Annotated in this window: 27 protein-coding genes and 1 riboswitch; of the genes, 11 read left to right on the top strand and 16 right to left on the bottom strand. The window is 38.9% G+C overall.

Going from position 1 to position 25,167, the window contains the following annotated elements; all coding sequences use genetic code 11:
• Positions 1–69: 69 nt before the first annotated feature.
• The 9 genes from PN497_RS24590 to PN497_RS24550 all read right to left on the bottom strand — a co-directional run bounded on the left by PN497_RS24590 (position 70) and on the right by PN497_RS24550 (position 10,200).
• Positions 70–999, bottom strand: coding sequence for an RpnC/YadD family protein (locus PN497_RS24590; RefSeq protein ID WP_096571966.1), 930 nt, complete (start codon positions 997–999; stop codon positions 70–72).
• A gap of 72 nt (positions 1,000–1,071) precedes the next feature.
• Positions 1,072–1,254 (bottom strand): PCP reductase family protein, encoded by a 183-nt coding sequence (locus PN497_RS24585; RefSeq protein WP_096571967.1) that lies wholly within the window; start codon positions 1,252–1,254, stop codon positions 1,072–1,074.
• Positions 1,255–1,484: 230 nt separating this feature from the next.
• Entirely contained in the window at positions 1,485–2,861 is a 1,377-nt protein-coding gene (gene thiC / locus PN497_RS24580; RefSeq protein WP_096571968.1) for a phosphomethylpyrimidine synthase, read from the bottom strand.
• 6 nt (positions 2,862–2,867) lie between these two features.
• Positions 2,868–2,965: riboswitch (TPP riboswitch) on the bottom strand.
• A gap of 88 nt (positions 2,966–3,053) precedes the next feature.
• A complete protein-coding gene (gene uvrC / locus PN497_RS24575) occupies positions 3,054–4,940 on the bottom strand; it encodes an excinuclease ABC subunit UvrC (protein ID WP_096571969.1) in 1,887 nt (628 codons plus the stop codon).
• A gap of 213 nt (positions 4,941–5,153) precedes the next feature.
• Positions 5,154–6,380, bottom strand: coding sequence for an LL-diaminopimelate aminotransferase (locus PN497_RS24570; RefSeq protein WP_190347530.1), 1,227 nt, complete (start codon positions 6,378–6,380; stop codon positions 5,154–5,156).
• Between the two features lie 195 nt (positions 6,381–6,575).
• Positions 6,576–6,911: a thioredoxin family protein gene (locus PN497_RS24565; protein ID WP_096572852.1), complete on the bottom strand. Its 336-nt coding sequence runs from the start codon at positions 6,909–6,911 to the stop codon at positions 6,576–6,578.
• Between the two features lie 274 nt (positions 6,912–7,185).
• A complete protein-coding gene (locus PN497_RS24560) occupies positions 7,186–7,989 on the bottom strand; it encodes a PspA/IM30 family protein (RefSeq protein ID WP_096571970.1) in 804 nt (267 codons plus the stop codon).
• Between the two features lie 225 nt (positions 7,990–8,214).
• Positions 8,215–8,904: a PspA/IM30 family protein gene (locus tag PN497_RS24555; RefSeq protein ID WP_096571971.1), complete on the bottom strand. Its 690-nt coding sequence runs from the start codon at positions 8,902–8,904 to the stop codon at positions 8,215–8,217.
• A gap of 111 nt (positions 8,905–9,015) precedes the next feature.
• Entirely contained in the window at positions 9,016–10,200 is a 1,185-nt protein-coding gene (locus PN497_RS24550) for an SPOR domain-containing protein (protein WP_096571972.1), read from the bottom strand.
• A 381-nt stretch (positions 10,201–10,581) separates the two neighbouring features.
• On the opposite strand from PN497_RS24550, the gene PN497_RS24545 reads away from it, so the two are divergent.
• Both PN497_RS24545 and PN497_RS24540 read left to right on the top strand, forming a co-directional pair.
• A complete protein-coding gene (locus tag PN497_RS24545) occupies positions 10,582–11,175 on the top strand; it encodes a DUF721 domain-containing protein (RefSeq protein WP_096571973.1) in 594 nt (197 codons plus the stop codon).
• Between the two features lie 273 nt (positions 11,176–11,448).
• Positions 11,449–11,772: a hypothetical protein gene (locus PN497_RS24540; protein WP_096571974.1), complete on the top strand. Its 324-nt coding sequence runs from the start codon at positions 11,449–11,451 to the stop codon at positions 11,770–11,772.
• A 170-nt stretch (positions 11,773–11,942) separates the two neighbouring features.
• Here the strand turns inward: PN497_RS24540 and menB are convergent, their stop codons facing one another.
• The gene (menB, locus tag PN497_RS24535; RefSeq protein ID WP_096571975.1) at positions 11,943–12,776 is read right to left on the bottom strand and encodes a 1,4-dihydroxy-2-naphthoyl-CoA synthase; all 834 of its coding nucleotides are present in this window, start codon (positions 12,774–12,776) and stop codon (positions 11,943–11,945) included.
• Between the two features lie 205 nt (positions 12,777–12,981).
• On the opposite strand from menB, the gene PN497_RS25825 reads away from it, so the two are divergent.
• The 5 genes from PN497_RS25825 (at position 12,982) to PN497_RS24515 (ending at position 17,701) form a co-directional block, all read left to right on the top strand.
• Positions 12,982–13,164 (top strand): hypothetical protein, encoded by a 183-nt coding sequence (locus PN497_RS25825; RefSeq protein ID WP_334310698.1) that lies wholly within the window; start codon positions 12,982–12,984, stop codon positions 13,162–13,164.
• A 143-nt stretch (positions 13,165–13,307) separates the two neighbouring features.
• On the top strand, positions 13,308–13,577 hold the full coding sequence (locus PN497_RS25820) for a hypothetical protein (protein WP_334310697.1): 270 nt from the start codon (positions 13,308–13,310) through the stop codon (positions 13,575–13,577).
• A 169-nt stretch (positions 13,578–13,746) separates the two neighbouring features.
• On the top strand, positions 13,747–14,760 hold the full coding sequence (gene gap, locus PN497_RS24525) for a type I glyceraldehyde-3-phosphate dehydrogenase (RefSeq protein WP_096571976.1): 1,014 nt from the start codon (positions 13,747–13,749) through the stop codon (positions 14,758–14,760).
• Positions 14,761–14,993: 233 nt separating this feature from the next.
• A complete protein-coding gene (pyk, locus tag PN497_RS24520) occupies positions 14,994–16,424 on the top strand; it encodes a pyruvate kinase (RefSeq protein WP_096572853.1) in 1,431 nt (476 codons plus the stop codon).
• A gap of 272 nt (positions 16,425–16,696) precedes the next feature.
• Complete coding sequence (locus tag PN497_RS24515) at positions 16,697–17,701, top strand: transaldolase (protein ID WP_096571977.1); 1,005 nt, start codon at positions 16,697–16,699, stop codon at positions 17,699–17,701.
• A gap of 194 nt (positions 17,702–17,895) precedes the next feature.
• On the opposite strand, the gene PN497_RS24510 is transcribed toward PN497_RS24515, so the two are convergent.
• From PN497_RS24510 to atpD, 5 genes are all read right to left on the bottom strand, one after another.
• Entirely contained in the window at positions 17,896–18,273 is a 378-nt protein-coding gene (locus PN497_RS24510) for a GxxExxY protein (RefSeq protein ID WP_096571978.1), read from the bottom strand.
• A gap of 242 nt (positions 18,274–18,515) precedes the next feature.
• Positions 18,516–18,755: a hypothetical protein gene (locus PN497_RS24505; RefSeq protein ID WP_096571979.1), complete on the bottom strand. Its 240-nt coding sequence runs from the start codon at positions 18,753–18,755 to the stop codon at positions 18,516–18,518.
• A 196-nt stretch (positions 18,756–18,951) separates the two neighbouring features.
• Positions 18,952–19,566: a type I restriction endonuclease gene (locus PN497_RS24500; protein ID WP_137666419.1), complete on the bottom strand. Its 615-nt coding sequence runs from the start codon at positions 19,564–19,566 to the stop codon at positions 18,952–18,954.
• Positions 19,567–20,102: 536 nt separating this feature from the next.
• A complete protein-coding gene (atpC, locus tag PN497_RS24495; protein WP_096571981.1) occupies positions 20,103–20,516 on the bottom strand; it encodes an ATP synthase F1 subunit epsilon in 414 nt (137 codons plus the stop codon).
• Positions 20,517–20,644: 128 nt separating this feature from the next.
• Positions 20,645–22,093 (bottom strand): F0F1 ATP synthase subunit beta, encoded by a 1,449-nt coding sequence (atpD, locus tag PN497_RS24490; protein WP_096571982.1) that lies wholly within the window; start codon positions 22,091–22,093, stop codon positions 20,645–20,647.
• 310 nt (positions 22,094–22,403) lie between these two features.
• Between atpD and PN497_RS24485 the strand changes: the two genes are divergently transcribed.
• The 3 genes from PN497_RS24485 (at position 22,404) to PN497_RS24475 (ending at position 23,514) form a co-directional block, all read left to right on the top strand.
• Positions 22,404–22,547, top strand: a complete 144-nt coding sequence (locus PN497_RS24485; protein WP_190347537.1) for a hypothetical protein — start codon at positions 22,404–22,406, stop codon at positions 22,545–22,547.
• Between the two features lie 261 nt (positions 22,548–22,808).
• Positions 22,809–23,123, top strand: coding sequence for a hypothetical protein (locus PN497_RS24480; RefSeq protein WP_096571983.1), 315 nt, complete (start codon positions 22,809–22,811; stop codon positions 23,121–23,123).
• 7 nt (positions 23,124–23,130) lie between these two features.
• On the top strand, positions 23,131–23,514 hold the full coding sequence (locus tag PN497_RS24475) for a toxin-antitoxin system TumE family protein (RefSeq protein WP_096571984.1): 384 nt from the start codon (positions 23,131–23,133) through the stop codon (positions 23,512–23,514).
• Between the two features lie 78 nt (positions 23,515–23,592).
• On the opposite strand, the gene PN497_RS24470 is transcribed toward PN497_RS24475, so the two are convergent.
• Entirely contained in the window at positions 23,593–23,847 is a 255-nt protein-coding gene (locus PN497_RS24470) for a TIGR03643 family protein (protein ID WP_096571985.1), read from the bottom strand.
• 333 nt (positions 23,848–24,180) lie between these two features.
• Here PN497_RS24470 and PN497_RS24465 point away from each other — a divergent pair, with 333 nt between their 5' ends.
• Positions 24,181–24,999, top strand: a complete 819-nt coding sequence (locus tag PN497_RS24465) for a SirB1 family protein (protein ID WP_096571986.1) — start codon at positions 24,181–24,183, stop codon at positions 24,997–24,999.
• The last annotated feature ends 168 nt before the right edge of the window (positions 25,000–25,167 follow it).

Raw genomic sequence — 25,167 nt, 5'->3', positions numbered from 1 at the left:
AGCATCAGTATCAAAAAATAATTCAGCAGTTTGGGAAATATCCTCAAACTGCCAAAACACCATTTTATACTAAACTTCCCGATTCCGCAATCTTTCTAACAACTCCTCACGGGATAAACTACCCAAAGACAAAAGTAACTGAGAACGTTCAGCAATAGGAAATTTAGCAATCTTTTCCACCGCATCAGATAACTCAGCATCTAAACTACCAAACCGCCCTTCCAACAAAGAAGTTATCAATAAAAGTTGTCCTTCCTGTCTTCCTTCCTGTCTTCCTTCTTGCTTTGCTTCTTGTCTCCATTCTTCCCGTTGTTGTAAATAAGCTGGTGATAAGTTCATAATCTCTTCCTCCTCTTCTCTACTTAAATTATCTCTCAATTCTAAATTCTTGCGCCAGTCGGCTAAAATTTCTAACAAATTCTCCCTAAAAGGGTTATTTTCAGGTAAAGTCGTTAACTCCTCTACTGCTCTTTTTTGTGTTCCTCCTTTTCCTAAAACTCTTAACCATAAAGTATCCTCATTTTCTGGTAATTGATGAATCACAACTATTGCTGTTTTCAAAATATCATGCAGAAAATAAATACCCTTAACCCAATCTTCTCCTATCTCATTTGCACCTAATCCTTTAATCATGCGAGGTGAGAAAGTTGGTGTTAAAATCCATAACATCGGAAATTCTGATTCAGCAATATTTTGGTTTTCTCGTTTCGCCCTCCTGACAATATCGCCATGAACAGCATATAATTTGAGTAAACAACTGCGAATTTCTATTTCTGATGGTGGGTTACGAAAAACCTCAATTAAACATTGAGTTTTGGCGATTTTACCTAATAAACCCAAAGGTAAATTTTCCTGAGTGGGTGTAGGAAAGGGTTCAAACCAAACATCAATTTCTTGAACTTCGCTTTTCACCTTTTCGCTTTTTTTGATTGTTCCTACAGGTGTTAATAATTCCTCTAGGTATTCTTTAGCAAATTGATCGTGAGTTTGTCGAGTCATTTGATGATATTGAAAATCACATTTTTCCAAAAATCACACTAAACATGAAAAATATTGGTTTGGTAATTTCAACTACTTATTAAAATTCTTATTAAACAACTGTTTAGCCTGTTCATAAACCTGAATATCAATAACAACTATCCCATTCTCCTGAGCATAATTTTCAATCTTCTTCCGTGCAAAAGGACGCACAAAAAAAGGAATTTCTTTAATCTTAGCTTCCGCTTCCGCAGTCCATTTTATTTGTTCACTCATAGATTTTTAGGTTGTGAATGATGTGACAGATTTCGATTTATTCACAGTTACAAAAATACAGTATTTTTAATGTATTTCTTCAATCTTCTTTTTCTCTTCTTTCTTCCTTTGCGCCTACCCTGCGGGATCTCCTCACGGAGATTGCGTGAGATATAAAAATATAGTTCACGAAAATCACTATAATATCGTTACCAGGTTTAACCCAGTAACGATATTTAACCAGAACTATTTTAGCATTGTTGCGCTACAGGTTCTTTAGCCAAAAATTCTTCTAACTCAGTTAAAGCCTCATCTTCAATCTTAGTCTGCATCGGACAGAACTTAGGACCACACATAGAACAAAACTCAGCCTTTTTATAAACATCATCAGGCAAAGTTTCATCATGATATTCTCTAGCTCGCTCAGGATCTAAAGATAACTCAAATTGACGATTCCAATCAAAATTATACCGCGCTCTAGACAGTTCATCATCCCGATCTCTAGCACCAGGGCGATGTCTCGCAATATCCGCCGCATGAGCAGCTATTTTATAGGCAATTAACCCATTACGCACGTCTTCAGCGTTAGGTAAACCTAAATGTTCTTTAGGTGTCACATAACATAACATGGCAGTACCATACCATCCCGCCATTGCAGCACCAATGGCTGAAGTAATATGATCATAACCAGGAGCAATGTCTGTAACCAAAGGACCAAGAACATAGAAAGGAGCTTCTGAACACTCCTCCATTTGCTTGCGGACATTAAACTCAATTTGATCCATAGGCACGTGACCAGGACCTTCCACCATTACCTGTACATCATGTTCCCATGCTCTGCGGGTGAGTTGACCTAAAGTTTTCAGTTCTGCTAACTGCGCTGCGTCTGTTGCATCATGGGTACATCCAGGACGCAGAGAGTCGCCTAAACTGAAAGTAACATCATATTTCTTAAAAATCTCAATGATGTCATTGAAATGGGTGTACAGGGGGTTTTGTTTGCGGTGCAGCAACATCCACTTAGCCAAAATACCGCCACCACGGGAAACAATACCTGTAAGACGAGTTTTCACTAAAGGTAAATGTTCTATCAACAAACCCGCGTGGATAGTTTGATAGTCTACCCCTTGTTGAGCGTGTTTTTCGATGATGTGCAGAAAGTCGTCAGCGGTGAAGTTTTCCATTCTGCCGTGGACGCTTTCTAAAGCTTGGTACACTGGAACAGTACCGATAGGAACAGGTGAAGCTTTGATAATAGCGGTACGAATTTCATCTAAATTACCACCACCTGTGGACAAGTCCATCACGGTATCAGCACCGTATTTAATAGATAATCTTAATTTTTCCAATTCTTCTTGAACATCGGAAGAATTAGGAGATGCACCAATATTGGCATTGACTTTACATTTAGAAGCGATACCTATAGCCATCGGTTCTAGGTTAGTGTGATTAATATTCGCAGGGATCACCATTCTTCCCCGTGCTACTTCTTCGCGGATCAGTTCAGGAGGAAGGTTTTCCACCTTAGCGACGTGGTACATTTCCTCAGTAATTACACCTTGGCGAGCGTAGTGCATTTGTGTAACATTACCCTGTTCACGTCGCTTGGCTACCCATTCAGTTCGCATACAATAATCCTCAATATACAGCTTCCCTACGCTGGTATTACCCAGTCTCAGGTGTTAAGGGTTTGATCTCAGCTTGGCTTTCACAAGCACCCCTAGCATCAATGGAATTTTAGCATTTTAATGATCAGCAAGGGGAGGGGGTTAATATTTTTTGGTATTTTGGTATTTTGGTGTGTGAAAGTGCAATATTCCTCAATTTGGATGAAAATAGGTATAAATTTCCTGTGCTAATCTCGATCCAATTCCGGGAACTTCTGTTAATTGCTGTGGTGTAGCTTGACGGATATAATCAACGGAGCGAAAATGAGCTAGTAGTAACTTTTGTCGATGGTGTCCTAAACCGGGAATTTCATCTAAGCGCGACCTTTTCAATTTATCACTTCTTTGTTGTCGATGAAAACTCACAGCAAACCGATGTGCTTCATCTCGCAACCTTCGCAATAACTGTACTCCTGGTTGTTCTGCGTCTGTTTCTAAAGGTAAAGACTCACCGGGTAAAAAGATTTCTTCCCGTTTTTTTGCTAAACTCACAACCCGTAAGTCTGCTAATAAATTTATTTCTTCTAAAATAGATACTACCGCAGATAATTGACCTTTACCACCATCAATCATAATTAAATCTGGCCAGTCAGAATTTCCTAATCTTGGTAATTTTGGATCTTCAATATATTTCCTAAATCTTCTGTGAATCACTTCTGCTAAACTGGCAAAATCATCAGAATGTCCAATACTCACATTGGGATTTTTAATTTTATAATGACGGTAATATTGTTTTGCTGGTAAACCATCAATAAATACCACTTGAGAAGCTACTGCATTACTTCCTTGAATGTGAGAAATATCATAACCTTCAATGCGGTGAGGTAAGTCTGGTAAATCAAGAATTGCTGCTAAATCTTCTAATGATTTTTGATTACTATCACCCAATTTTTGCATTCTTTGTAATTCAAATTGGGCGTTTTTTTCTACCATTTCTATTAATTCTGCTTTTGTTTGTCGCAAAGGTGCAATAATATTTACTTTTCTGCCTTTTCTTTGTGTTAAAATTTCTGCTAAAATTTCCCCATCGGGTAATTCATGTTGTACTAAAATTTCACTAGGAATTTCTACACTATCTGCTGTTTGATAATGTTCTTCTAATACTCTTTGTAAAATTGCTCCTGGTTCAGCTTGGGAGTTAGCAATAAACGCTAATCTTCCGACTAATTGACCTGCACGAATTTGAAATAATTGAATGTATGCGTGTTGATTATCTGCGGCTAAAGCAATGGCATCTCTTGATACTGTATCATCAGGTAAGGATACTTTTTGCTGTGCAGTTAAGGATTTTAAACCAATAATTTGATCTCTGATTTTGGCTGCGGTTTCAAAATTCAATTCTTCCGCTGCTGCTTCCATTTGTGTTGTTAAAATATCTATTAATTCCTGAGTTCTTCCTTGAAATACCATTGCTATTTTTTGGATAATTGTCCGGTATTCTTCAGGAGAAATTAACTGTTGACAAACTCCAGGACAACGACCAATATCATAATTTAAACAAGGACGATCTTTAAATAAAGGTTGGGGTCTTTGTTTTTGGGGAAAAATGCGTTTACACAGGTGCAGAATTTCCCGTAATAAACCTGAGTCTGTGTAAGGTCCGTAGTATTTATCTTTTTTATCTTTGGGTTTTCCCAGTTGACGTTTACGAGTAATAAAAATGCGCGGATACTCCTCGGACCAGGTAATGCAGAGATAAGGATATTTTTTATCGTCTTTTAATAAAACATTAAAATAAGGTTGATGCTGTTTGATTAAATTTGCTTCTAATGCTAATGCTTCCGCTTCGGTATCAGTGACAATAAATTCAATTTCCGTCACTAATTTAACCATCGTGTTGATGCGTTGAGTCTTATTAGTGTAGTCACGGAAATAGGAACGAACACGCGATCGCAATTTGCGAGATTTACCTATATAAATAATGCGATCGCTTTCATCCCGCATTAAATAAACCCCTGGTGCTGGGGGAATTTCTGCTAAACGGGTTTCTAGTTTCTCTGGGTTTTTAACTAATGGTAGAGTTTGAGATGATACTGTCACGGCTAATGTTAGGTAATTTTACAAATAAATACCTTTCTTTATTTTAAGAAATATTTTTAATGTCATCTAATTTTTGATGAAGATGCGATGAATTATATAACGAACCGCAAAGGACGCAAAGCACACAAAGAAAGCCAGAAAACCAGGGAATAAATTCCCTGTCTTATAGCTAAAGTCAGTTAAAACCGACTATTTTGCAAAGATTATGGTTTCTCAAACGCTAGAATTAATAAATTCAGCAATTCTATCTACCGCAGTTTCTAATATCTGTGGTTCTTGCACCAACGCAAAACGCACATATCCTTCCCCTGCTGAACCAAAACCAGCACCCGGAGAAGCAGCTACACCAGTTTGTTTAACTAACTCTGTACAAAATTTGATAGAATTATTACTCCAATGTTCTGGTAATTTTGCCCAAATATACATAGTTGCTTCTGGTGTGGGAACGTTCCAACCAATGCGGTGCAAGGCATTGATGAAAGCATCACGACGTTGGCGGAAAATAGCAACTGATTTTTTTACACCGTCTTGATTGCCTGTAAGTGCAGCGATCGCCCCGTTTAAAATTCCCAAATATTGATTAAAATCAACGGTGGCTTTAACCTGTTTTAAAGCTTGAATTAATTGAGCGTTACCAATGGCGTAACCAATGCGGAAACCACCCATATTATAAGATTTAGACAAGGTGAAAAATTCAATAGAAACGCTTTTTTCAGGGTCAGCTTGTAAAATTGAGGGAACTGAGGATTTTAGATTTTGGATTTTGGATTTTGGATTGAAAGTTTCGTCCTGGGTAAATACTAAATCTACGTAGGGGAAATCATGGACTAAAACAATGTTATGCTTTTGACAAAAAGCTACAGCTTCTTGAAAGAAAGATAAAGGAGCGATCGCACTGGTAGGATTATGGGGATAGCTTAACACCATCAGCCGTGACTGAGCTAAAACTGAAGCGGGAATATCAGTCAACACTGGTAAAAAATTATTTTCTGCTTTTAATGGCATTGGGTAAATTTGCCCACTTGCTAAATAAACTCCTCCTGCATGGGAAGGATAACCAGGGTCTAATAACAAGGCAAAATCACCAGGATTGAGAATTGCTAAAGGTAAATGTGCAGTTCCTTCCTGAGAACCAATCAAAGGTAAAACTTCTGTTTCTGGGTCAACTTTAATACCGAATTTTTGCTCATACCATTGAGCAGCAGCTTGACGAAATCCTTGAGTTCCTCGAAACAGCAAATAACCGTGAGTGTTAGGATCATCAAGAGATTTGGCGATCGCATCAATAATATGATTATCTACTGGTAAATCAGAAGATCCCAGAGACAAATCAATTAATTCTTTTCCAGCAGACACAGCTAGAGCCTTAGCCCTGTCCATATCCGCAAATACATTAGCTTGTAGAGGTTGTAAACGTTGTGCAAATTGCATTTTAGTCATTAGTCATGGGTCATTAGTAATTAGTCATTGGGCAAAATCAGGTCAAAAGTCAAAAGTCAAAAAATAGGGAACAGGAAAGAGGAAAGGGAGCAAGGAGGAAAATACCTCTCTTCTGCCTCCAGTCCCCAGTCCCCAGCGATGCACTGAGCTTGTCGAAGTGTCCCCAGTCCCCAGTCCCCAGTACCTGACCATTTACTAATTACTATTTAAATGCTGATCCAAAAGACTGAGTAATTGATCTTTGCTGATAACTCCCTCAGTCGATTCTAGCAGTTGCTTTTCTTTAATTAACCTGAGTGCAGGGACACCTTCCACCTGATACCGTTTTACAGTTAGGGGGTTAGGGTCAATTTCCATCTTGACAATTTTTAGGCGATCGCTGTATTTATTAGCAGCTAAACTAATCATTGGCGACATCAATTGACAAGGACCACACCAGGAAGCCCAAAAGTAAACTAATACAGGCTGCTCGGCTTTTAAAACCTCAGTTTCAAACTCAGCGTCAGTGATAGTTATTACACCCTTACTCATTAAAGTCTCCATTAGGTGGCATCTTCCAAGTTGACACACACATTACTGTATCGTAAAAAGGAGTCAGGAGTCAGGAGTCAGGAGTCAGGAGTCAGGAGTTATTTATTTTGGATTTTGGATTTTGGATTTTGGATTGTTTTTGTTAACTCCAATCTAAAATCTAAAATCTAAAATCTAAAATTTTCTTTCCCAGTCACCAGTCACCAGTCCCCAACGAAACAAAATCCCACAACCTTGAGGTGTGGGATATTCTCAAATGTGTTTTCTGCAAAACTTACAACTGATCTAATTGTCTTTTTAAAGCTTCCAAGTCAGCTTTTAATGGATCATCCACTGGCTCCGCAGGTTTAGCTGTGGTAGTTGGTTGTTGTGTATTGGTGGGTTGTTGTTGTGGGGGTAGTTGCGGTTGAGGTGCTGCTGGTGGTAGCATACTTGCTTTCAAAGCTGCCAATTCATCATCAACATCACTACTACCTTCTAACTGGGCAAATTGGCTTTCTAAAGTTCCACCTACTAATTCTGCTGTAGACTGAGCGCGAGCTTCTTGCATCAAAACCTTTTCTTCCATGCGCTCAAAAGCAGCCATGGCACTGCTTGTACTCATCCCACTAACCATTGAACCCAGTTGTTCCTGAGCTTTAGCAGCAGTAATTCGCGCTTTGAGCATTTCTTTCTTGGTTTTAGCTTCAGAAATTTTGCTCTCTAGCTGGATCAAATTCTTTTTCAGAGTTTCCACCTGTACAGTCTGCTGATCTAAACTGACTTTTAATACTGTAGCAGTATCATTAAAAGTTTTCTTGCGCTCTAATGCTTGACGGGCTAAGTTTTCATCACCTTTTTGCAGAGCTAGTTGGGCGTTACGTTGCCACTTATTAACTTCATTTACAGCCTCATTGTATTGTTTATCTGTGCGTTTTTGGGCAGCAATGGCTTGTGCAATACCTTGACGTAACTGTACCAAGTCTTCCTGCATTTCCAACAGGGCTTGTTCCAGCATTTTTTCTGGATCTTCTGCTTTATTGATTAAATCGTTAACATTCGCACTAACTACTCTTTTAAGCCGATCAAATAATCCCATAACTTTGTTTTTCCTTGTTTTTATGCTTGAGGTTTACGCAATTTGTTAGACAGTGAAGTTTTTTACTGTTTAATAGTTACCTATTTCAATTTAATCTTTTCAGTCTGGATTGGTTTCCTCTCTCCATTCTGAATCATCACCCTATAATTCAGCTACATTAACTCATCACATTTAACACTTTGGAGTTTTCACCTTGGAGTTTTGGTTACTTGCTGCACTGAAAGGCTATATCTCTGTCGGCTGGTTATTTACCTCCTTTAACATTTGGGTTTTCATTGCTGCCAGTTCAACATCGACATTGTTATTAATAGAATTCAAATTAGCAAACCTTGTTTCCAGATTATCACTACCCAGTTGACCAATTGCTTCTGCTTGTGATTCTATCTGCAACACCTTATCTTCCATGCGTTCTAATGCACTCAGACTAGATGTAGTAGAAAATTCACTCAGCATTTCCTGAAGTTTATAGGAAGCTTGAGCAGAACGAGCGCGAGCAATGTACATATCTTTTTTAGTTTTTACTTCTGCGGTTTTCAACTCCAAACTACGCATATCCTGTTTTAACTTGTCTACTACTTGTTTTTGCTGTTCTATTTGCTCAAACAAAGCTGTAGCCGTTTGTTGGTAAGTTTGGCGTTTGGTGAGAGCTTCCCGTGCTAAAGCTTCGTTACCTTGTTGGAGAGCTAGTTGAGCGCGACGATACCATTCTTGGGATTGAGATTCTGCTGCAAGTGCTTGACGTTCAGTGCGTTTTTGGGTAGCGATCGCACCAGCAACTCCCTGTCTCAATTGTACCAAATTTGACTGCATTTCCAGAAAGGTTTGCTCCAAAACTTTTTCTGGATCTTCAGCACCATTCACCAAGCTGTTAACATTAGCACGAACTACCCGCAAAATGCGCTTCATCACTTCCATACTTAAATATGCTCCATTCAGGTTTTAGCAACCAGCAAATTTAGGCTTCTTTCCATGATCAATTCTGAATTATCAATTATCAATTATCAATTATCAATTATCAATTACCTATCATGGTTTTTGTACACGGGCTTTAATGCCTTTTGCCTGTAGTTGCTGTAAACGTTGTTTTGCTTCCTCTTCAGTCTTCAACGCACCAAGATAAATATACTTTTGTCCATCTGATAAATAAGCATCAGGAACAACTTGCCGCGCACTTGCTAAAGCATTATTGCCTTGATTATCAGCCACAATATAATAGTACCCATCCGCTGATGGTTTTATTTCTGTATTCAGTCCTGGTAAAGTTTCCTTGGGCTTGGGTATGGCGGAAACATTGGGGACTGAAGTTAGTGGAACTACTGGACTTATTGGTGTTTCGATGACTATAGGTTGGGGATTAGCTGTCGGGGTTGGTTTAACTTTCGGTGTTAAACCTATTACATCATTAGGATCTCTCACCTGTGGAAACTCACGAGCCGCCAAGTTAGGATATTTGGGGATAGGTGTGATTTCTGGTTGGGCTATAGGTGAGGGATTACTTGCCGGAACATAAGTATTTTCACTATTTTTTGAGGAGATCCGGTTAAAAAGTTGGCTCAAATGCAACTGTGGTAAAGTTCGGGGATTAAATACTACATAGCCTAAAGTTAAACTAGCTAACAGCAGCAGCATAGAACCAATACCCAACGGTGACAGTAAACTGTCGTTAGAATTACTTGATTTGTTGGTTGGTGGTTGTTCTTCTTGGAGACTTCGCAGCAGTGCTTCACTGGATTCTAAATAATCATCTGGGTGTTTGGGAGTATGATTTGCCGCTACAGGAGTTTCACCTTCAGCCTTGGGCTTTGTCGGTACTATACTACTGATAGGCTTTGACTCAGGTGGCGGTGGTGGGGTTTGTATTTTGGTAGACTGTTCGGCAGAAGACAGTGGTAAATGATTGATTTGTTCCTGTTTTTCCACATCTGAGACAGAATTTTCTAGAAAAATTGAGTTATTCTTAAATTCTGACGTTGATGGCTGAGTTGTTACCAATGTCTCAGTTATGGTATTTAACTCTTGGGATGGCTGAGGAATATAATTTTCTACACTAACTTTTTTCGTTTGCCTCACTCCATTGCGTGCGCGTCGGTATCTAGTTAACTCTTGATCCAACTGCACTTCTAAACTTCCTAGTGCTGCTGCTAGTGCTGGTTGTAAGCCAGAGGTTTTAGCGGATGAAGTACCAGAATCAATTGTGGGATTTTGACTCATTGCCAGGATGCCTTCAATATGATAGTGCTGTATGAATTTTATCAGTAAAAAATTCAAGTGACTCCTGTACGGGTGAAGTAGGGGCGAAGTAGGGGCGAAGCCTGCCTGTCGGCAGACAGGCATTCGGAAAATAACCTGTGATCAAAATTGAGAATTGATCGCCCGAATGCTTCGCCCTTACGGGAAAATAGCGTGTTGATAAAATTGATAATTTGTTGCCCGAATGCTTCGCCCTGACAGGAAAATAGCGTGTTGATAAAATTGATAATTTTGTTGCCCGAATGCTTCGCCCCTACGACTCCTGACTCCTTAATCTCCTAGCCCATGACTTACGTCACGCTGCGGGAACACAGATAACTTTTTCAGCAAACCCAAATCTAGATGTCGTTGAAATCTGTTAATGATATTTTAGGCATTCTCCAACTGGAAGCCCAATGGCAGGAACAACCTTTTTCACGCTTGCTCAAGTGTTGGCAAGAAGTTGTTGGGGTTAAGGTTGCTGCACAAACACGCCCTTTGTCGATTCAGCGTGATGTTTTGTGGGTAGCAACTTCTAGTGCAGCTTGGGCGCAAAATTTGACTTTTCAACGCAAAAATCTACTTTTAAAGTTAAATAAAAAGTTGAATCACGAGATATCTACACCTTTGATAGATATTCGCTTTTCTACTGCCCAATGGAAACAAACACCATTACCAGACAACCCACAACAAACTTTATCACCCCAAGCACACCCTAGTTATTTGGGTGATGTAGGTGTGGGTATTTCCAAACCTGAACTTAAAGCTAGTGCTAAAAATGCTCAGACAGCTTTTGAACAATGGGCTAGAAATAGACAAGAGCGATCGCATAACTTAAACTTACCTCTTTGCCCCCAATGTCAATGCCCATCCCCACCAGGTGAAGTCCAACGCTGGGGTGTTTGTTCTCCTTGTGCCGCTAAATTTGTCATTGATCAAGCAGGAAACAAAGAATAGCCAAAATGCAACATCTAAAAGGCTCGTGTCATCCAAATCTCACTTTTTACCTTTGATCCCCAATGCGTTATAGGCAAAAACAAGTATGTGGACACTTCACTAATCATATACAAATATGACAAAAATATAAAAACATAATAAAAATTTTTTTTTCAAAAAAATACCTAAAACCCTTATTAGATAATTACTTCTTGGCTTTTATACCCATTTTGTCAGGGAACGAAAATATTAAGTGTGATAATTACCCTTCGTTCCCACTCAAGACTCAAGATTATGAAGCCAATTAACCCTTTAACATCAGCCTGTAGGTATTGTCGTCATTACCAACCAGAAGGCCGTCGTGGTGGTATGTGTCAGCAATTAAGCGCACCTGTTCAAGCTGGTTGGAAAGCTTGCTCTTTAGCGATCCCCGCCTTTGCTCCTACATGGGAATCTTTAGAAGATAATTGGAGCTTACCATTATCTAAACCTATTGTACCTATCCTACCCGTTGCAGCTAATATCAATTCCGATTTAGAAAATCTAGAATTTACAACTGTTGCTGAAACATCTGTTTCCTCATTACCAGAGATAAAAACTAAAGTTATAGTTGTTTAAGACTTGGTTACTACTTTTGGTGACTACTCTAATTATATTTTTCCCAATCAGACTGCTAAATATAACATTGGCATTTAGTTAGCTTTGCAAATTTTTTGGTGCTGCAATTTTGTTTCTAATAAAGCCTTATTAGCATCGCACCTTGTGATCAGGTGCGGTTGTGAGGATGGTTAAGGCAACCAAGGAAAGTCCCGAAAATTGGGAGTCCGTTTTTCTAAGAAAGCTTGTTTGCCTTCTGAACCTTCTTCGGTCATGTAATAAAGTAAAGTTGCATTACCAGCCAGTTCTTGTAACCCTGCTTGGCCATCACAGTCAGCGTTAAATGCTGCTTTTAAACAACGTATGGCAATGGGACTTTTTTCTAATATTTCCTGCGCCCATTTTATCCCTTCGGCTTCGAGTTCTGCTACAGGAACTACTGTATTAACTAATCCCATTTCTAAAGCTTGTTCGGCATTATATTGACGACAGAGAAACCAAATTTCTCGTGCTTTTTTCTGTCCAACTATCCGTGCTAAATAACTCGCCCCAAAACCACCATCAAAACTTCCTACTTTTGGTCCTGTTTGTCCAAAAATGGCATTATCCGCAGCTATGGTTAAGTCACAAATTAAATGTAAAACATGACCACCACCAATAGCATAACCAGCGACTAAAGCAATCACTACTTTAGGCATAGAACGGATCAAACGTTGTAAATCTAGCACATTTAAGCGCGGAATCCCTTCATCATCAACATAACCAGCTTGTCCGCGTACACTTTGATCACCACCGGAACAGAAAGCATATTTTCCATCTGTGTGAGGTCCTGCACCCGTAAATAGAACTACACCAATACTAGTATCTTCACGAGCATCACAAAAAGCCTCATAAAGTTCAAAGACAGTTTTTGGGCGGAAAGCATTGCGTTTGTGGGGACGGTTGATGGTGATTTTAGCGATACCATCGGTTTTTTGATACAGAATATCTTCGTAGGTTTTAACAGTTTTCCAGTCAGTTGACATAGGGATGAGTTAACTATGGTGCTTGAGAATTTTATCAGGTATTGGTGATTGGGGACTGGTGACTGGGGTGGGGACTGGTGACTGGTGATTGGGAAAAATAACTAATAACTAATAACTAATAACTAATAACTAATTACTAAACAGACATGATATTATTTGATTATTATTGTATTCTGAAGTTGGAAAAATCCAATAGGATGATTTTATGTCTTACAGTGATTTTACTTTAGAAGCTGTTAAGAAAAACCTGAATCTCAAAATTTCTACGAGAGATAATATTTTTGCTGAATTTGCACCATTACAAATCAGTGATTATTTACAGGAAGCTTTAGCTTATCATGTTCCTTTGCTTTGGCTAGTAATACAGAAAAATCTCGTTCTGAGATGATTATTAAACCTATTTTATTGGAGTTAACTAAAAAGAAAAATCAGGAAATTAGTTTGTTTTCTGGTGTAGAATTTAATGTTGATTCTAGTCAGGGTTAAACTGGTAATTGTGATTTTATTATTAGTCGTTCTCCTGAATTTTTATTGATTAATGCCCCGGTAATTTTAGTTGTTGAAGCCAAAAATGAAAATATTAAAGGCGGTTTAGGTCAATGTATAGCAGAAATGTATGCTGCTAAATTATTTAATGAAAGAGAAGAAAATGAAATTACAGAAATTTATGGTGTAGTGACCACTGGGGAAATTTGGAAGTTTTTAAAGTTATCAGGTGAACGGGTACAAATTGATTTGGCTGAGTATTTTTTAAATGATGTTGGTAAAATTATGGGTATTTTAACGAGTGCTGTTAAGTAATTCGTAATTCGTAATTCGTAATTTTTCCCAGTCACCAATTTCCAAACATTAAAATATACTGATTAAATTAGCTTTATGACTTTTTTTACTGTAAGAATCAGCTAAGTCAGAGTAGAATTAATCTGGCCAATTTTCTCTGGTTAAATCTCTACAAACAGGAGGTTAAATTTTGGCTAAGTTAAAAGTCGCTATTAACGGTTTTGGGCGGATCGGTCGTTTGGTACTCCGTGCGGGTATTAATAATCCTAACATTGAATTTGTGGGGATTAATGACTTAGTACCACCGGATAATTTGGCTTATCTTTTAAAGTACGACTCCACACACGGTAAGTTAAAAGGTAAGGTGGAAGCTAGGGAAGATGGCATGGTAATTGATGGGCATTTTATCCCCTGTGTTTCTGTCAGAAATCCCGCAGAATTACCTTGGGGTAAATTAGGTGTAGATTATGTTGTGGAATCTACAGGACTTTTCACTGATTATGCTGGGGCGGAAAATCACTTAAAAGCTGGTGCAAAAAAAGTTGTGATTTCTGCACCTACAAAAGATCCTGAAAAAGTGAAAACAATGGTGATGGGTGTAAACCATCAATCCTATGATCCTGCAAAGGATTTAATTGTTTCCAATGCTAGTTGTACTACAAATTGTTTAGCGCCAATTGCTAAAGTTATTAATGATAACTTTGGTTTGGCTGAAGGTTTGATGACTACAGTTCATGCGATGACTGCTACTCAACCTACAGTAGACGGACCAAGTAAAAAAGACTGGCGCGGTGGTAGAGGTGCGGCTCAAAATATTATTCCTTCTTCCACTGGTGCGGCTAAAGCTGTGGCTTTGGTTTTACCAGAGTTGAAAGGTAAGTTAACAGGGATGGCTTTTAGAGTTCCTACCCCTGATGTTTCGGTAGTTGACTTAACTTTCAAAACTGTCAAATCTACAAGTTACAAAGAAATTTGTGCAGCAATGAAAAAAGCTGCTGAGGGTGAGTTAGCAGGTATTTTGGGTTATACCGATGAAGAAGTAGTTTCTACAGATTTTCAAGGTGATGCCCACTCTAGCATTTTTGATGCAGGTGCAGGAATTGAATTAAATTCTAACTTCTTTAAAGTTGTCTCTTGGTATGACAACGAATGGGGTTACTCTAACCGTGTTGTTGATTTGATGTTGTCAATGGCAAATAGGTGATTGGGGACTGGTGACTGGTGATTGGGGACTGGGCTATTTTGGATTTTGGATTGTTTTTGTTATCTCCAATCTAAAATCTAAAATCTAAAATCTAAAATCTAAAATCTAAAATTTCTCTGCCTCCCTACCTCCCCATCTCTTCCCAGTCACCAGTCACTAATCACCAATCCCCAGTCCCCAGTATGGGCTTAACGAGGTTGCACTACCTAGACCGTTACCCCCTACTTTGTATGATGCGTCGAACCAAGATTATCTGTACTGTTGGTCCTGCTACTGCTGCACCGGAAAAGCTGCAAGCTTTGGTGGAAGCGGGAATGAATATGGCTCGGTTGAATTTCTCGCATGGTGCTTATGAAGCTCACGCTCAAACTTTTCACCATTTACGACGCATTAGTGATGAGTTAAAAAGACCCATTGCGATTATGCAGGATTTGTGTGGTCCGAAAATTCGCTTGGGGAAGTTACCACCGGAAGGTTTGATGCTGGAAGCTGGGAGTGAGGTGACTTTTCTGTTACAGGAAAAGGGGGAAAATATTGATGAACTTCCCCTACCTCTACCTACTTTATTTGCAATGATCCGACCTGGTGAACCAGTTATGATTAATGATGGTCGGGTGAAGTTAACTGTAACCAGTCGTGATGCTGATAAAATTCGCGCTCATGTGGATATTGGGGGGTTGATTTCTTCTCATAAGGGTGTAAATTTACCTGCGACTCCTTTACCTGTGAGTTCCATTACAGAAAAGGATTTGCAGGATTTACGGTTTGGGATTCAATTGGGTGTAGACTGGGTAGCGGTTTCTTTTGTGCGATCGCCCGCAGACCTAGAACCGGCAAAACGCATGATTGAAGCTGCTGGTTCTAAAATCCGTCTGATTGCCAAAATTGAACGCCCGGAAGCTGTCGCCCAGTTAAATGACATCCTAGAAGTTGCTGATGCGATTATGATTGCCCGTGGTGATTTGGGAGTAGAAATGCCCATTCACCAAGTGCCACTAATTCAAAAAGATATCACTCGTCTCTGTAATTTCATTGGTAAGCCTGTGATTACAGCTACGCAGATGTTAGAGTCGATGATTAGCGCCCCTGACCCCACTCGCGCCGAAGCAACGGATGTGGCTAATTCCATTTTGGATGGTACAGATGCGGTGATGTTGTCGGGAGAAACTGCCGTGGGTGAATATCCCATTGCGGCGGTACAAACAATGCACAATATCGCTTTGCAAACGGAAAAAGCATTGCAAGCGGGTGCTAAACATACCTGGAATCATGAAGCCGGTCGTCTGAGTGTTACAGAATCAGTTGCCCAAGCGGTTTGTCGCATTGCTTATGAAACAGGTGCTAAGGCGATTCTTTGTAATACAACTTCTGGAAATACGGCTAGATTGATTTCTAAATATCGTCCTCTGACACCAATTATTACCCTGACTTCTGAACCCATTGCCTATCGTCAGTTGGCTTTATCTTGGGGTGTAGAACCTTTGTTAATCAACCCTGTTCACCATGCAGAGGAGATGTTTACCAATGTGGTTAACACAGTGGTAGAAAAGGGTTTTGTGAAAAAAGGTGACAAAGTTGTAATTACCTCTGGAGTACCAATTGGTATGTCAGGAACAACCAGTTTAATCAAAGTGCATTCTATTGGACAGCCTATTACAGCTTGAGACGTTTAAAATAGGGCTGAGGCTGGAACTTTTCTCTTCCTGCTCAAAAATTCTCAACTTCATTCCTTCTCTTCCTTTGTGTACTTTGCGTACTTTGCGGTTAATAAATCAAAAAAAGTTGGCAACTGCACACCTGAGAGGAATGATTTAGTCAAGTAAGGTTAGGCAATTATTAAGAAAAGTTGCCAAAATCAGAATCGTATGCAAGATCAAAGAGTTTAAATAATTGGGGATTGGTAAATCCTACACCAAAAAAATTTACGGAGTATGTTATGGCTAAAAATTTACTGGAACAGTTGCGGGAAGTAACCGTTGTTGTGGCGGATACTGGAGATATCCAAGCAATTGAAAAGTTTAAACCCCAGGACGCTACTACCAATCCTTCTTTGATTACTGCGGCGGCACAAATGCCGGAATATCAAGATATTGTTGACCAAACTTTAATTAAAGCGAAAAAAGATGCTGGTACTAAGGCTACCCAAGCCGAGGTAGTTTCTTTAGCTTTTGACCGTTTGGCGGTTTCTTTTGGTTTGAAAATTCTGCAAATCATCCCCGGTCGTGTTTCTACTGAAGTAGATGCACGGTTATCCTATGATACTGATGCTACAGTGGCTAAAGCTAGAGATTTGATTGCTCAATATAAAGCTGCGGGTATTTCTAAGGAACGGGTTTTGATTAAAATTGCTGCGACTTGGGAAGGTATCAAGGCTGCGGAAATTTTGGAAAAAGAAGGTATTCACTGTAACTTAACTTTGTTGTTTGGTGTTCACCAAGCGATCGCCTGTGCTGAAGCTGGTGTCACTCTGATTTCTCCTTTTGTGGGTCGTATTCTTGACTGGTACAAGAAAGATACCGGACGGGATAGCTATCCTTCCGCAGAAGACCCTGGTGTATTGTCTGTAACCAAGATTTATAACTACTACAAAAAGTTTGGTTATAAGACTGAAGTTATGGGTGCTAGTTTCCGTAACATTGGCGAAATTACAGAGTTAGCTGGTTGTGATTTGTTGACTATTTCTCCTGGTTTATTATCAGAATTGCAAAATACTGTGGGTGAATTACCCCGCAAACTTGATCCTGCTAAGGTTGCAGGTTTATCTATTGAAAAAATCTCTGTTGATAAAGCCACTTTTGATAAGATGCACGCTGGCGATCGGATGGCATCTGATAAACTTTCTGAAGGTATTGACGGTTTTACCAAGGCTTTAATTACTTTAGAGCAATTATTAGCTGAAAGATTGGAACGTCTGGAAAAAGAAATGGTAGCTGCTGGTTAAGGATAATTATTAGATGATTTAGATGATTTAGATGATTTAGGTGATTTAGATCCCCTGTTTCTTGAAGAAACCGGGGATCTGTTTTTTTGTTGGCATGGGGGAAATAACCTTTGGTAATTCTGCAAAACCTTACTAGCTTTTATCGACGGATTAGATGAGGTAATTAAAATCTGTGTAATCCGTGTTCAGATGTTTTATGTTCGTATCAGCCTTTTAAATTCTAAACTTTTGCTTCCGAAGTTAATTAATAGTCCGACTTCGAGTTTATAGACTTTGAGGTAGTTTAGGGCTTGGGCAAAGTGGACATCTTCTAGTTGTTTGGTGGCTTTTAGTTCGACTAATATTTTTTCTTCAACCACAAAATCAGCGCGGCGTGTGCCGATGGGTTCGGGTAGGTTTTTGTAATATATTTGCTGTTCGATTTCTCTGGCAAAGTTTAATCCTGCTTGATGAAATTCGTAGGCTAGGGCGCGTTGATAAATTACTTCTTGGAATCCGTTACCGAGAAACTTATGCACTTCAAAGGATGCGCCGATTATTTTTTGGGTGATGTCTTCATGTTTGAGGGGCATAGTAGTTGAAACGTGGATTAGATGGGATTACGCTGATTTTAATCTGTTAGAACACGGATTTTACGGATTTTACGGATTGCGCTGATTTTGATGTCTGTCACTAAGCTGTTGTGCATTTAATTTGTATAAGTGGAACAGGCATCTTGCCTGTTAAACAAGAGTTCAGAATATTAGGATTATACAATTTAGCTGTGTAACAGCTTACCACACGCAATTTAATCCGTGCAATCTGTGTAATCTGCCTAATCCGTGTTCAAATGTTGTAGTTTCCGCAGGTTGGCTTTCTGAGCTTGAGATAATTTTGGATATCTACGCGCATACCAATTCTCAACTTCGGCTATGTCTTCGGCGTTAAGTCCATAGGCTTCAGCTACCGTCGCATGGGTAAACCAATGACGCAATAATTCCTTGTTTTGTCCTGTGATCTGTTTACCAGTTATCTCTTTACTAAAAGACGGAAAAGCACCATCTAAAACTGTCACAATCTCTTCAACAACTAATAGTTAAGTTAATATTAAAACAACCTCTGAATCACGGATTATACGGATTAAAAGATTTCACGGATTTTACTTATTTTAATCATATAACCTTCTACTAATAAAATACCTTAATAACTCTTAATCCCAGAAAATCCATGAAATCTGTGTAACCCATTTAATCCGTGTTCAAATTCATTATTTATAGATTCTGGAAGGATTTTAGAATTTGCAGCACGCGATAGAGTTCATTACTTGATCGCTTAAAAAGTGAAAAATCATCAGAAAGATCGTATTGCGATTGTTGCAGCTTCACAAACATAAAATGATCGCCGTTGGTGACGAGTGCATAGGTTGGTTTATCACCATTCGGGCTTGCTGTCATGTAGGTAAGAGCTTGTGGTACTGCCACTAAAAATGAAAAACTAGAACGCTTTGCTTCAACTAAAACTATCCATAAGTTATTATTCAAAACTAAAGCATCAATTCTTCCGTGATAAGTAACACTACCATTATAATCGTTAATCTCAACTGACTGCTCACTTCGCAAACTAAAAGGTGATTCCAGAAAACCTGCCAAAAATAGTAATGGTGAAACCATCAACAAATTTACCGTCCCCTCGGACAAAAAGCCTTGATTAATATGATATACATAAGACCCTTTGATCCGATCTAGAGTTGTTTTTTCAGTATCTTCTAATTCTTCAAAATCTCTACACCATTCCATGAAGAAGTCTGGATCATGCGATCGCCGCAGCCCTAACTTTGTCTCTACATCATGAAGCGATTGAATATTTTCTGTAACTGCAATAGTCATAGGTATTTACTCAAAACAACGTCTGAATTACGAATTTTAATCATTGGTGACAAATTAACGTCATGCCTATATAGATTTTAATTCTCTATTAGAGGATGTTTGAAAAGTCGGATAGGCAGTAAAAAAGCTCTCTCAGTATAAGCTGTGAATAGTGAATAGACAGCACCAAGAGAGCAACATGAGTAAGAGGATGTTTGAAAAGTCCCTCATGATGTATCAAAAATTTTAGATCCCCCTAAATCCCCCTTGAAAAGGGGGACTTTAATTCTAGTTCCCCCCTTATTAAGGGGGGTTAGGGGGGATCTGCAAGTGTATAAAGTCACCATCTAAAACTTTTCAAACAACCTCTAACAGTAACTATCTCTAGCCCTCATGATTACGTCAAGTCTGGCTGAAATGAGAACATCCTCAAAGCCATACACAGACTGCCTTTTTAATTTTCGGACAGGTCTATTATATTTTTAAACATCATAATCAAAAAATAAACAAGGGTAGGCTAATTGCCTACCCTATTTATCGTCCATTTCAGGATTGACTTACACCAAACCGCCAGCAGCTTGAAAACGAGCGCGTGCGCGTTTAAATGCTTGTGTAGCTTGAATTTGAGCTTGTCTATCCCCTGCGGGAGCTTGGTTTAATTTGGTTTGAGCTTGGTTGAAAGCTGTGCGGGCTTCGTCTAAATTAATAGCGTCCCCACGTTCAGCACCATTCACCAGAACGGTAACTTCATCTTCATCAACTTCAGCAAAACCACCCAAAAGAGCGATCGCTTGCCAGTTGGCAGCTTTGTTAGCACGAACCCGCATTACACCTGTATCCAATGCTGTCAACATGGGAGCGTGTCCACTTAAAACACCCAACTGACCTGTAGTGCTAGGTAAAATTACTTCATCAGCGGGAGCATCCCAAACAGTTTTGTCTGGGGAAATTACACGAACGGTCAGAGTCATATTCTTTTAGTTTCTACTTAATTATTGGTGATTGGTGATTGGTCATTGGTAATTGGTAATTGGTAGTTGGGAGAATTTCTTACCCATTACCCATTACCTATTACCCATTACCTATTACCCATTACCTATTAACCTTTGAGCTTTTCAGCTTTAGCGATCGCTTCGTTGATATCGCCTACCAAGTAGAAAGCTTGCTCTGGCAGATCATCCAATTCACCAGATAAAATTCTTTGGAAACCTTTGATGGTGTCTTCCAATTTCACATATTTACCAGGAGAACCGGTAAATACTTCTGCTACGAAGAAGGGCTGAGACAAGAAACGCTCAATCTTACGAGCGCGTGCTACGGTGAGACGGTCTTCTTCAGACAATTCATCTAGACCTAAGATAGCAATGATGTCTTGTAATTCTTTGTAACGTTGTAAGGTAGACTGAACAGCACGTGCAGTATCATAGTGTTCTTTACCTACAATATTGGGTTGCAACATTGTGGAAGTAGAACCCAGAGGATCTACCGCAGGGTAAATACCTTTAGCTGCCAAACCACGAGACAATACTGTTGTACCGTCCAAGTGAGCGAAGGTTGTAGCAGGTGCGGGGTCGGTCAAGTCGTCCGCAGGTACATATACAGCTTGAATAGAAGTAATAGAACCTTCGGTTGTGGAGGTAATACGCTCTTGTAGCGCACCTACGTCAGTACCGAGAGTGGGCTGATATCCTACCGCAGAAGGCATCCGTCCCAACAGCGCAGATACTTCAGAACCAGCTTGTACGAACCGGAAAATGTTGTCAACAAACAACAGTACGTCTTGCTTGTTCACATCACGGAAGTATTCAGCCATTGTCAAACCAGACAAACCAACCCGCATTCTAGCTCCGGGTGGTTCGTTCATTTGACCATAAACGAGAGCAATTTTAGATTCGTTGAGGTTATCTTTGTTAATAACCCCAGATTCGATCATTTCGTTGTAGAGGTCATTACCTTCGCGGGTTCTTTCACCTACACCAGCGAATACAGACACACCACCGTGTTGAGTAGCGATGTTGTTGATCAATTCCATCATGATCACGGTTTTACCAACACCAGCACCGCCGAACAGACCGATTTTACCACCACGACGGTAGGGAGTTAACAAGTCCACAACCTTGATCCCGGTTTCAAACACAGAAGGTTTGGTTTCCAATTCTGTGAGTTTGGGAGCTTCGCGGTGAATGGGTAAAGTTTCGGAGTTGTTTACAGGACCTTGGTTGTCTACTGGTTCGCCTAAAACGTTAAAAATACGTCCTAATGTAGCCTTACCTACGGGTACGCTGATGGGTGCGCCGGTGTCAACAACTTCTAAACCACGGGTTAAACCGTCGGTGCTGCTCATCGCAACGGCTCTAACTTGGTTATCGCCTAAAAGCTGCTGTACTTCAACGGTGAGGTTGATTTCTTGTCCAGCTTCGTTAGTGCCTTTGATGGTCAAAGCGTTGTAGATTTGGGGTAGTTTACCGCCGGGGAACTTAACGTCTACAACCGGACCAATTACTTGGGTAATGTAACCTATGTTTGTTTTTTCTGCGGTGGTGACCATGCTGCGCCTAATGAATGAAGCTATTTTTCAGAGTTGGTCTTCAAAGACCTAAGATCAAGCAATATCATCTTTTAGGTTAGCACTGAATGATCCCATCTTTGCCTTAAATTCATTATTAAAACTAGATCCAAAAGTAGATCCCCGACTTCTTGAAGGAGTAGGTGATCTGGGCTGCATTAGTAAATTTTAAAATGCGATAGCCGAAGGCTTAAGCTTCGCTTATCGCCTACGGCGGGCGTTTCGCCATCGCCATTCACCCAAGAATGTTAAATTAATATATCTGTATTATTCAATAACAATATAAATATAAATGACTCGTTTTATACGTAGGTGTTTAGCAATGCTAAACCCTTATATTAGTAAGAGCCAAAGAGTGTTAAATGAATATTCCTTGTCAGAATCAGAATGTCCAGGATTAGAGGATGAACAGGATGATTTAAGTAGGATGCGTTAAATATTAAATATATGTGATATGTTTATGATGTAGTTTGACACAGCTTACAACTAAAATGCTCACACCCACAAAAACCATCCTGTAAATCCTTAAATCCTGGTTATCCTGATTCTGACAAAAACGCGAACAGAGAATATGGGGGGGTTGACAAAATATTTTAGACTTGTTATGATTATGGAGATAAGGAAGAACTATAATTAAAAATTATTAGATAGGGGTTTAGCATTGCTAAACCCTTATATATTTGGAGTTTTATTAATCATGACAACTCAAACAGAAATAATCAATCAATTAAAAGTCCTAGAAACACTGTCTCAACAAGGAGGATATAGTGATATTTTAGCTTCATCACTTAGAAAAATTATTCATCAAGAAAGAGAACATATTAAACAGCAAATCAGAGAATTAGAAACAGATTTGCAAGTATTTGAACAACAGTATCAATTATCATCTGCGGAGTTTTATCAGCAATTTAAAGCAGGTCAATTAGGAGATGAAGTAGATTTTGTGGAATGGAGTGCTTTTTATCAAATGTGGTCTGATTTACAAAGTCGTTTAGCGTTACTTCAATCTTAATTTGAATATGATTGTTGAGGATTATTTTACAGAAATAAAAGCTAAACTAATTACCAGTTCGATAATTGCTCAAATTGATATTGTCAAAGAAAGAGCATTATCTGATCAAGGTTATTTTCGGGCAAGATTGAATTTAACGAATGGTGACTTTTTAGAAGTGGTGGAATTTTTTAAAGTACAGGGAGATAAATGTATTACAGAAACCTATCGCTATCAATGGATGGATGGTACTAGAACCCAGTTAAGAAAAAGATGGGATAATGTAGAGCATTTTCCCAACTTACCAACTTTTCCTCATCATGTCCATATCGAGCAAGAAACTAATGTTTATGCAAGTGTTTGTAGGAATATTTTAGAAATAATTGATTTAATTAGTCAGGAAATGAAATAGGGTATATGATACAACTATTTTCGGTTAAGGTTTCAAAACCGCGAAGATAACCACAACCCCCCCTTTTAAAGCTGTATTTCATGTTCTTTGATTTTGGGATTTAAACCTACCTGCAATAAATTCTCGCTTTTGCAGATGTTTAGTTTTGCGTTGAGTAACTCTTTCTCTCCACATCTGGAAACTAGAAGATTTCATTTCTCTTCTCATCAAGGCAATTACCTGTTTTTCTAAAAGTCCAAATTGTGCTTCTATAGCTTCAAATGGGGTTCTATCTTCCCAAGCCATTTCGATAATACGATCTATAGTTTCAGTGTTTAAGTCAGGTAATTTCATAAGTTGACAGATGTGGAGAACTAGACAAAAATCTTATTTTAGTATATTTGGTATATGTTGATCATACATGATCAAGTAATAGACATCTCCACAATAGAATGTATTAATTTGTCATAAGTTGTAGTGGCGAAGCTTATGGGCGATAATTTAACGGAAAAATCAGACATCTAGATATCCCATAAGCTTCGCCCTGCCCCCATAAATAAGTTCCATAATTTCTTTTCTGGAGATGTCTAATGAAACAACTGGTAAAAATACGATTTTGAGATCCGATCGCTCCCAACTGCCTCAATTGCCTTAAAATAAGAGTATGTCGCCTCATACCTACTGCTTATGAACTTCTCGTCAGCACGTCAATATTTTTACCAAGAAATCCAGCAACCTGACGAGTCTATCAACCTGGCCAGGGCTGCTTTATATATCGCCCAGGAAGAATATCCCAATCTTGATCCAGAAGAATACTTAAACGCCCTAGATACAATGGCAACAGATTTAGAGGAGCGTTTACCATCTTCCCGCTATCCACTGCGGATGATTCAAAGTATAAACCAGTATTTATACGATGAATTAGGTTTTACAGGTAATAAAATTGATTATTATGATCCGCGTAATAGTTTTTTTAATGATGTCATAGAACGCAAAACCGGGATTCCTATTACTTTAGCGTTAGTTTACATGGAGGTAGGAAAACGCATTGACTTTCCAATGGTGGGCATAGGAATGCCTGGACATTTTTTAATCCGTCCCGATATTGCAGACATTGAGATTTTTGTGGATGCTTTTAATGGTGGTGAGGTGATGTTTCCTCAAGACTGTCAAGAAAGACTATCTCAAATTTATCAGCAATCGGTGACATTACAACCAGAATTTTTAGCTGTGGTTAGTAAGCGGCAGTTTTTGGCGAGGATGCTGACAAATTTGAAGTATATTTATTTAAATCGCCAAGATTTAGAAAAAACCCTATCTGTGGTAGAAAGAATTTTGTTGTTGTTTCCTGGTGTGAGTTTAGAATTAAGAGACAGAGGTTTGCTTTATTATCAACTTGGTTACTTTACCCAAGCAGTAGAGGATCTGCAAATTTATTTAACTAAAGTTCCTGAAGCCGAAGATGCTAATGTAATTCGGCAATTACTAAGTAACTTGGATAGTTGACAGTTGATAGTTGATAGTTGATAATTCTTAACAAAGAATAAATATGGGATTTTTCTCAACTTCTGGACTAAATCTAATCAGTGAGTGTTTCAAAATATACATATTTTTGTTAACACATAAATGTTATTTTTCATACGAAAAGATAAGTAAATATACTATTGCGTTTTC

The organism is Sphaerospermopsis kisseleviana CS-549, from assembly GCF_028329225.1.
Taxonomy (GTDB): domain Bacteria; phylum Cyanobacteriota; class Cyanobacteriia; order Cyanobacteriales; family Nostocaceae; genus Sphaerospermopsis; species Sphaerospermopsis kisseleviana.
The sequence above is the reverse complement of the archived record's forward strand: the minus strand, read 5'-3'. Positions and strand labels throughout refer to the sequence as shown.

Coding starts and splice junctions, on each gene's coding strand:
- PN497_RS24480 (WP_096571983.1), top strand. CDS start 22,809: ATGACAACTCAAACAGAAATAATCAATCAATTAAAAGTCCTAGAAACA.
- atpC (WP_096571981.1), bottom strand. CDS start 20,516: ATGACTCTGACCGTTCGTGTAATTTCCCCAGACAAAACTGTTTGGGAT.
- PN497_RS24555 (WP_096571971.1), bottom strand. CDS start 8,904: ATGGAAGTGATGAAGCGCATTTTGCGGGTAGTTCGTGCTAATGTTAAC.
- PN497_RS24560 (WP_096571970.1), bottom strand. CDS start 7,989: ATGGGATTATTTGATCGGCTTAAAAGAGTAGTTAGTGCGAATGTTAAC.
- PN497_RS25825 (WP_334310698.1), top strand. CDS start 12,982: ATGTCTTACAGTGATTTTACTTTAGAAGCTGTTAAGAAAAACCTGAAT.
- PN497_RS24585 (WP_096571967.1), bottom strand. CDS start 1,254: ATGAGTGAACAAATAAAATGGACTGCGGAAGCGGAAGCTAAGATTAAA.
- PN497_RS24590 (WP_096571966.1), bottom strand. CDS start 999: ATGACTCGACAAACTCACGATCAATTTGCTAAAGAATACCTAGAGGAA.
- PN497_RS24510 (WP_096571978.1), bottom strand. CDS start 18,273: ATGCCCCTCAAACATGAAGACATCACCCAAAAAATAATCGGCGCATCC.
- PN497_RS24470 (WP_096571985.1), bottom strand. CDS start 23,847: ATGAAATTACCTGACTTAAACACTGAAACTATAGATCGTATTATCGAA.
- PN497_RS24485 (WP_190347537.1), top strand. CDS start 22,404: ATGACTCGTTTTATACGTAGGTGTTTAGCAATGCTAAACCCTTATATT.
- PN497_RS24565 (WP_096572852.1), bottom strand. CDS start 6,911: ATGAGTAAGGGTGTAATAACTATCACTGACGCTGAGTTTGAAACTGAG.
- PN497_RS24515 (WP_096571977.1), top strand. CDS start 16,697: ATGGCTAAAAATTTACTGGAACAGTTGCGGGAAGTAACCGTTGTTGTG.
- thiC (WP_096571968.1), bottom strand. CDS start 2,861: ATGCGAACTGAATGGGTAGCCAAGCGACGTGAACAGGGTAATGTTACA.
- PN497_RS24545 (WP_096571973.1), top strand. CDS start 10,582: ATGTCGTTGAAATCTGTTAATGATATTTTAGGCATTCTCCAACTGGAA.
- atpD (WP_096571982.1), bottom strand. CDS start 22,093: ATGGTCACCACCGCAGAAAAAACAAACATAGGTTACATTACCCAAGTA.
- PN497_RS24500 (WP_137666419.1), bottom strand. CDS start 19,566: ATGACTATTGCAGTTACAGAAAATATTCAATCGCTTCATGATGTAGAG.
- pyk (WP_096572853.1), top strand. CDS start 14,994: ATGCGTCGAACCAAGATTATCTGTACTGTTGGTCCTGCTACTGCTGCA.
- PN497_RS24465 (WP_096571986.1), top strand. CDS start 24,181: ATGAACTTCTCGTCAGCACGTCAATATTTTTACCAAGAAATCCAGCAA.
- PN497_RS24475 (WP_096571984.1), top strand. CDS start 23,131: ATGATTGTTGAGGATTATTTTACAGAAATAAAAGCTAAACTAATTACC.
- PN497_RS24570 (WP_190347530.1), bottom strand. CDS start 6,380: ATGACTAAAATGCAATTTGCACAACGTTTACAACCTCTACAAGCTAAT.
- menB (WP_096571975.1), bottom strand. CDS start 12,776: ATGTCAACTGACTGGAAAACTGTTAAAACCTACGAAGATATTCTGTAT.
- PN497_RS24540 (WP_096571974.1), top strand. CDS start 11,449: ATGAAGCCAATTAACCCTTTAACATCAGCCTGTAGGTATTGTCGTCAT.
- PN497_RS24550 (WP_096571972.1), bottom strand. CDS start 10,200: ATGAGTCAAAATCCCACAATTGATTCTGGTACTTCATCCGCTAAAACC.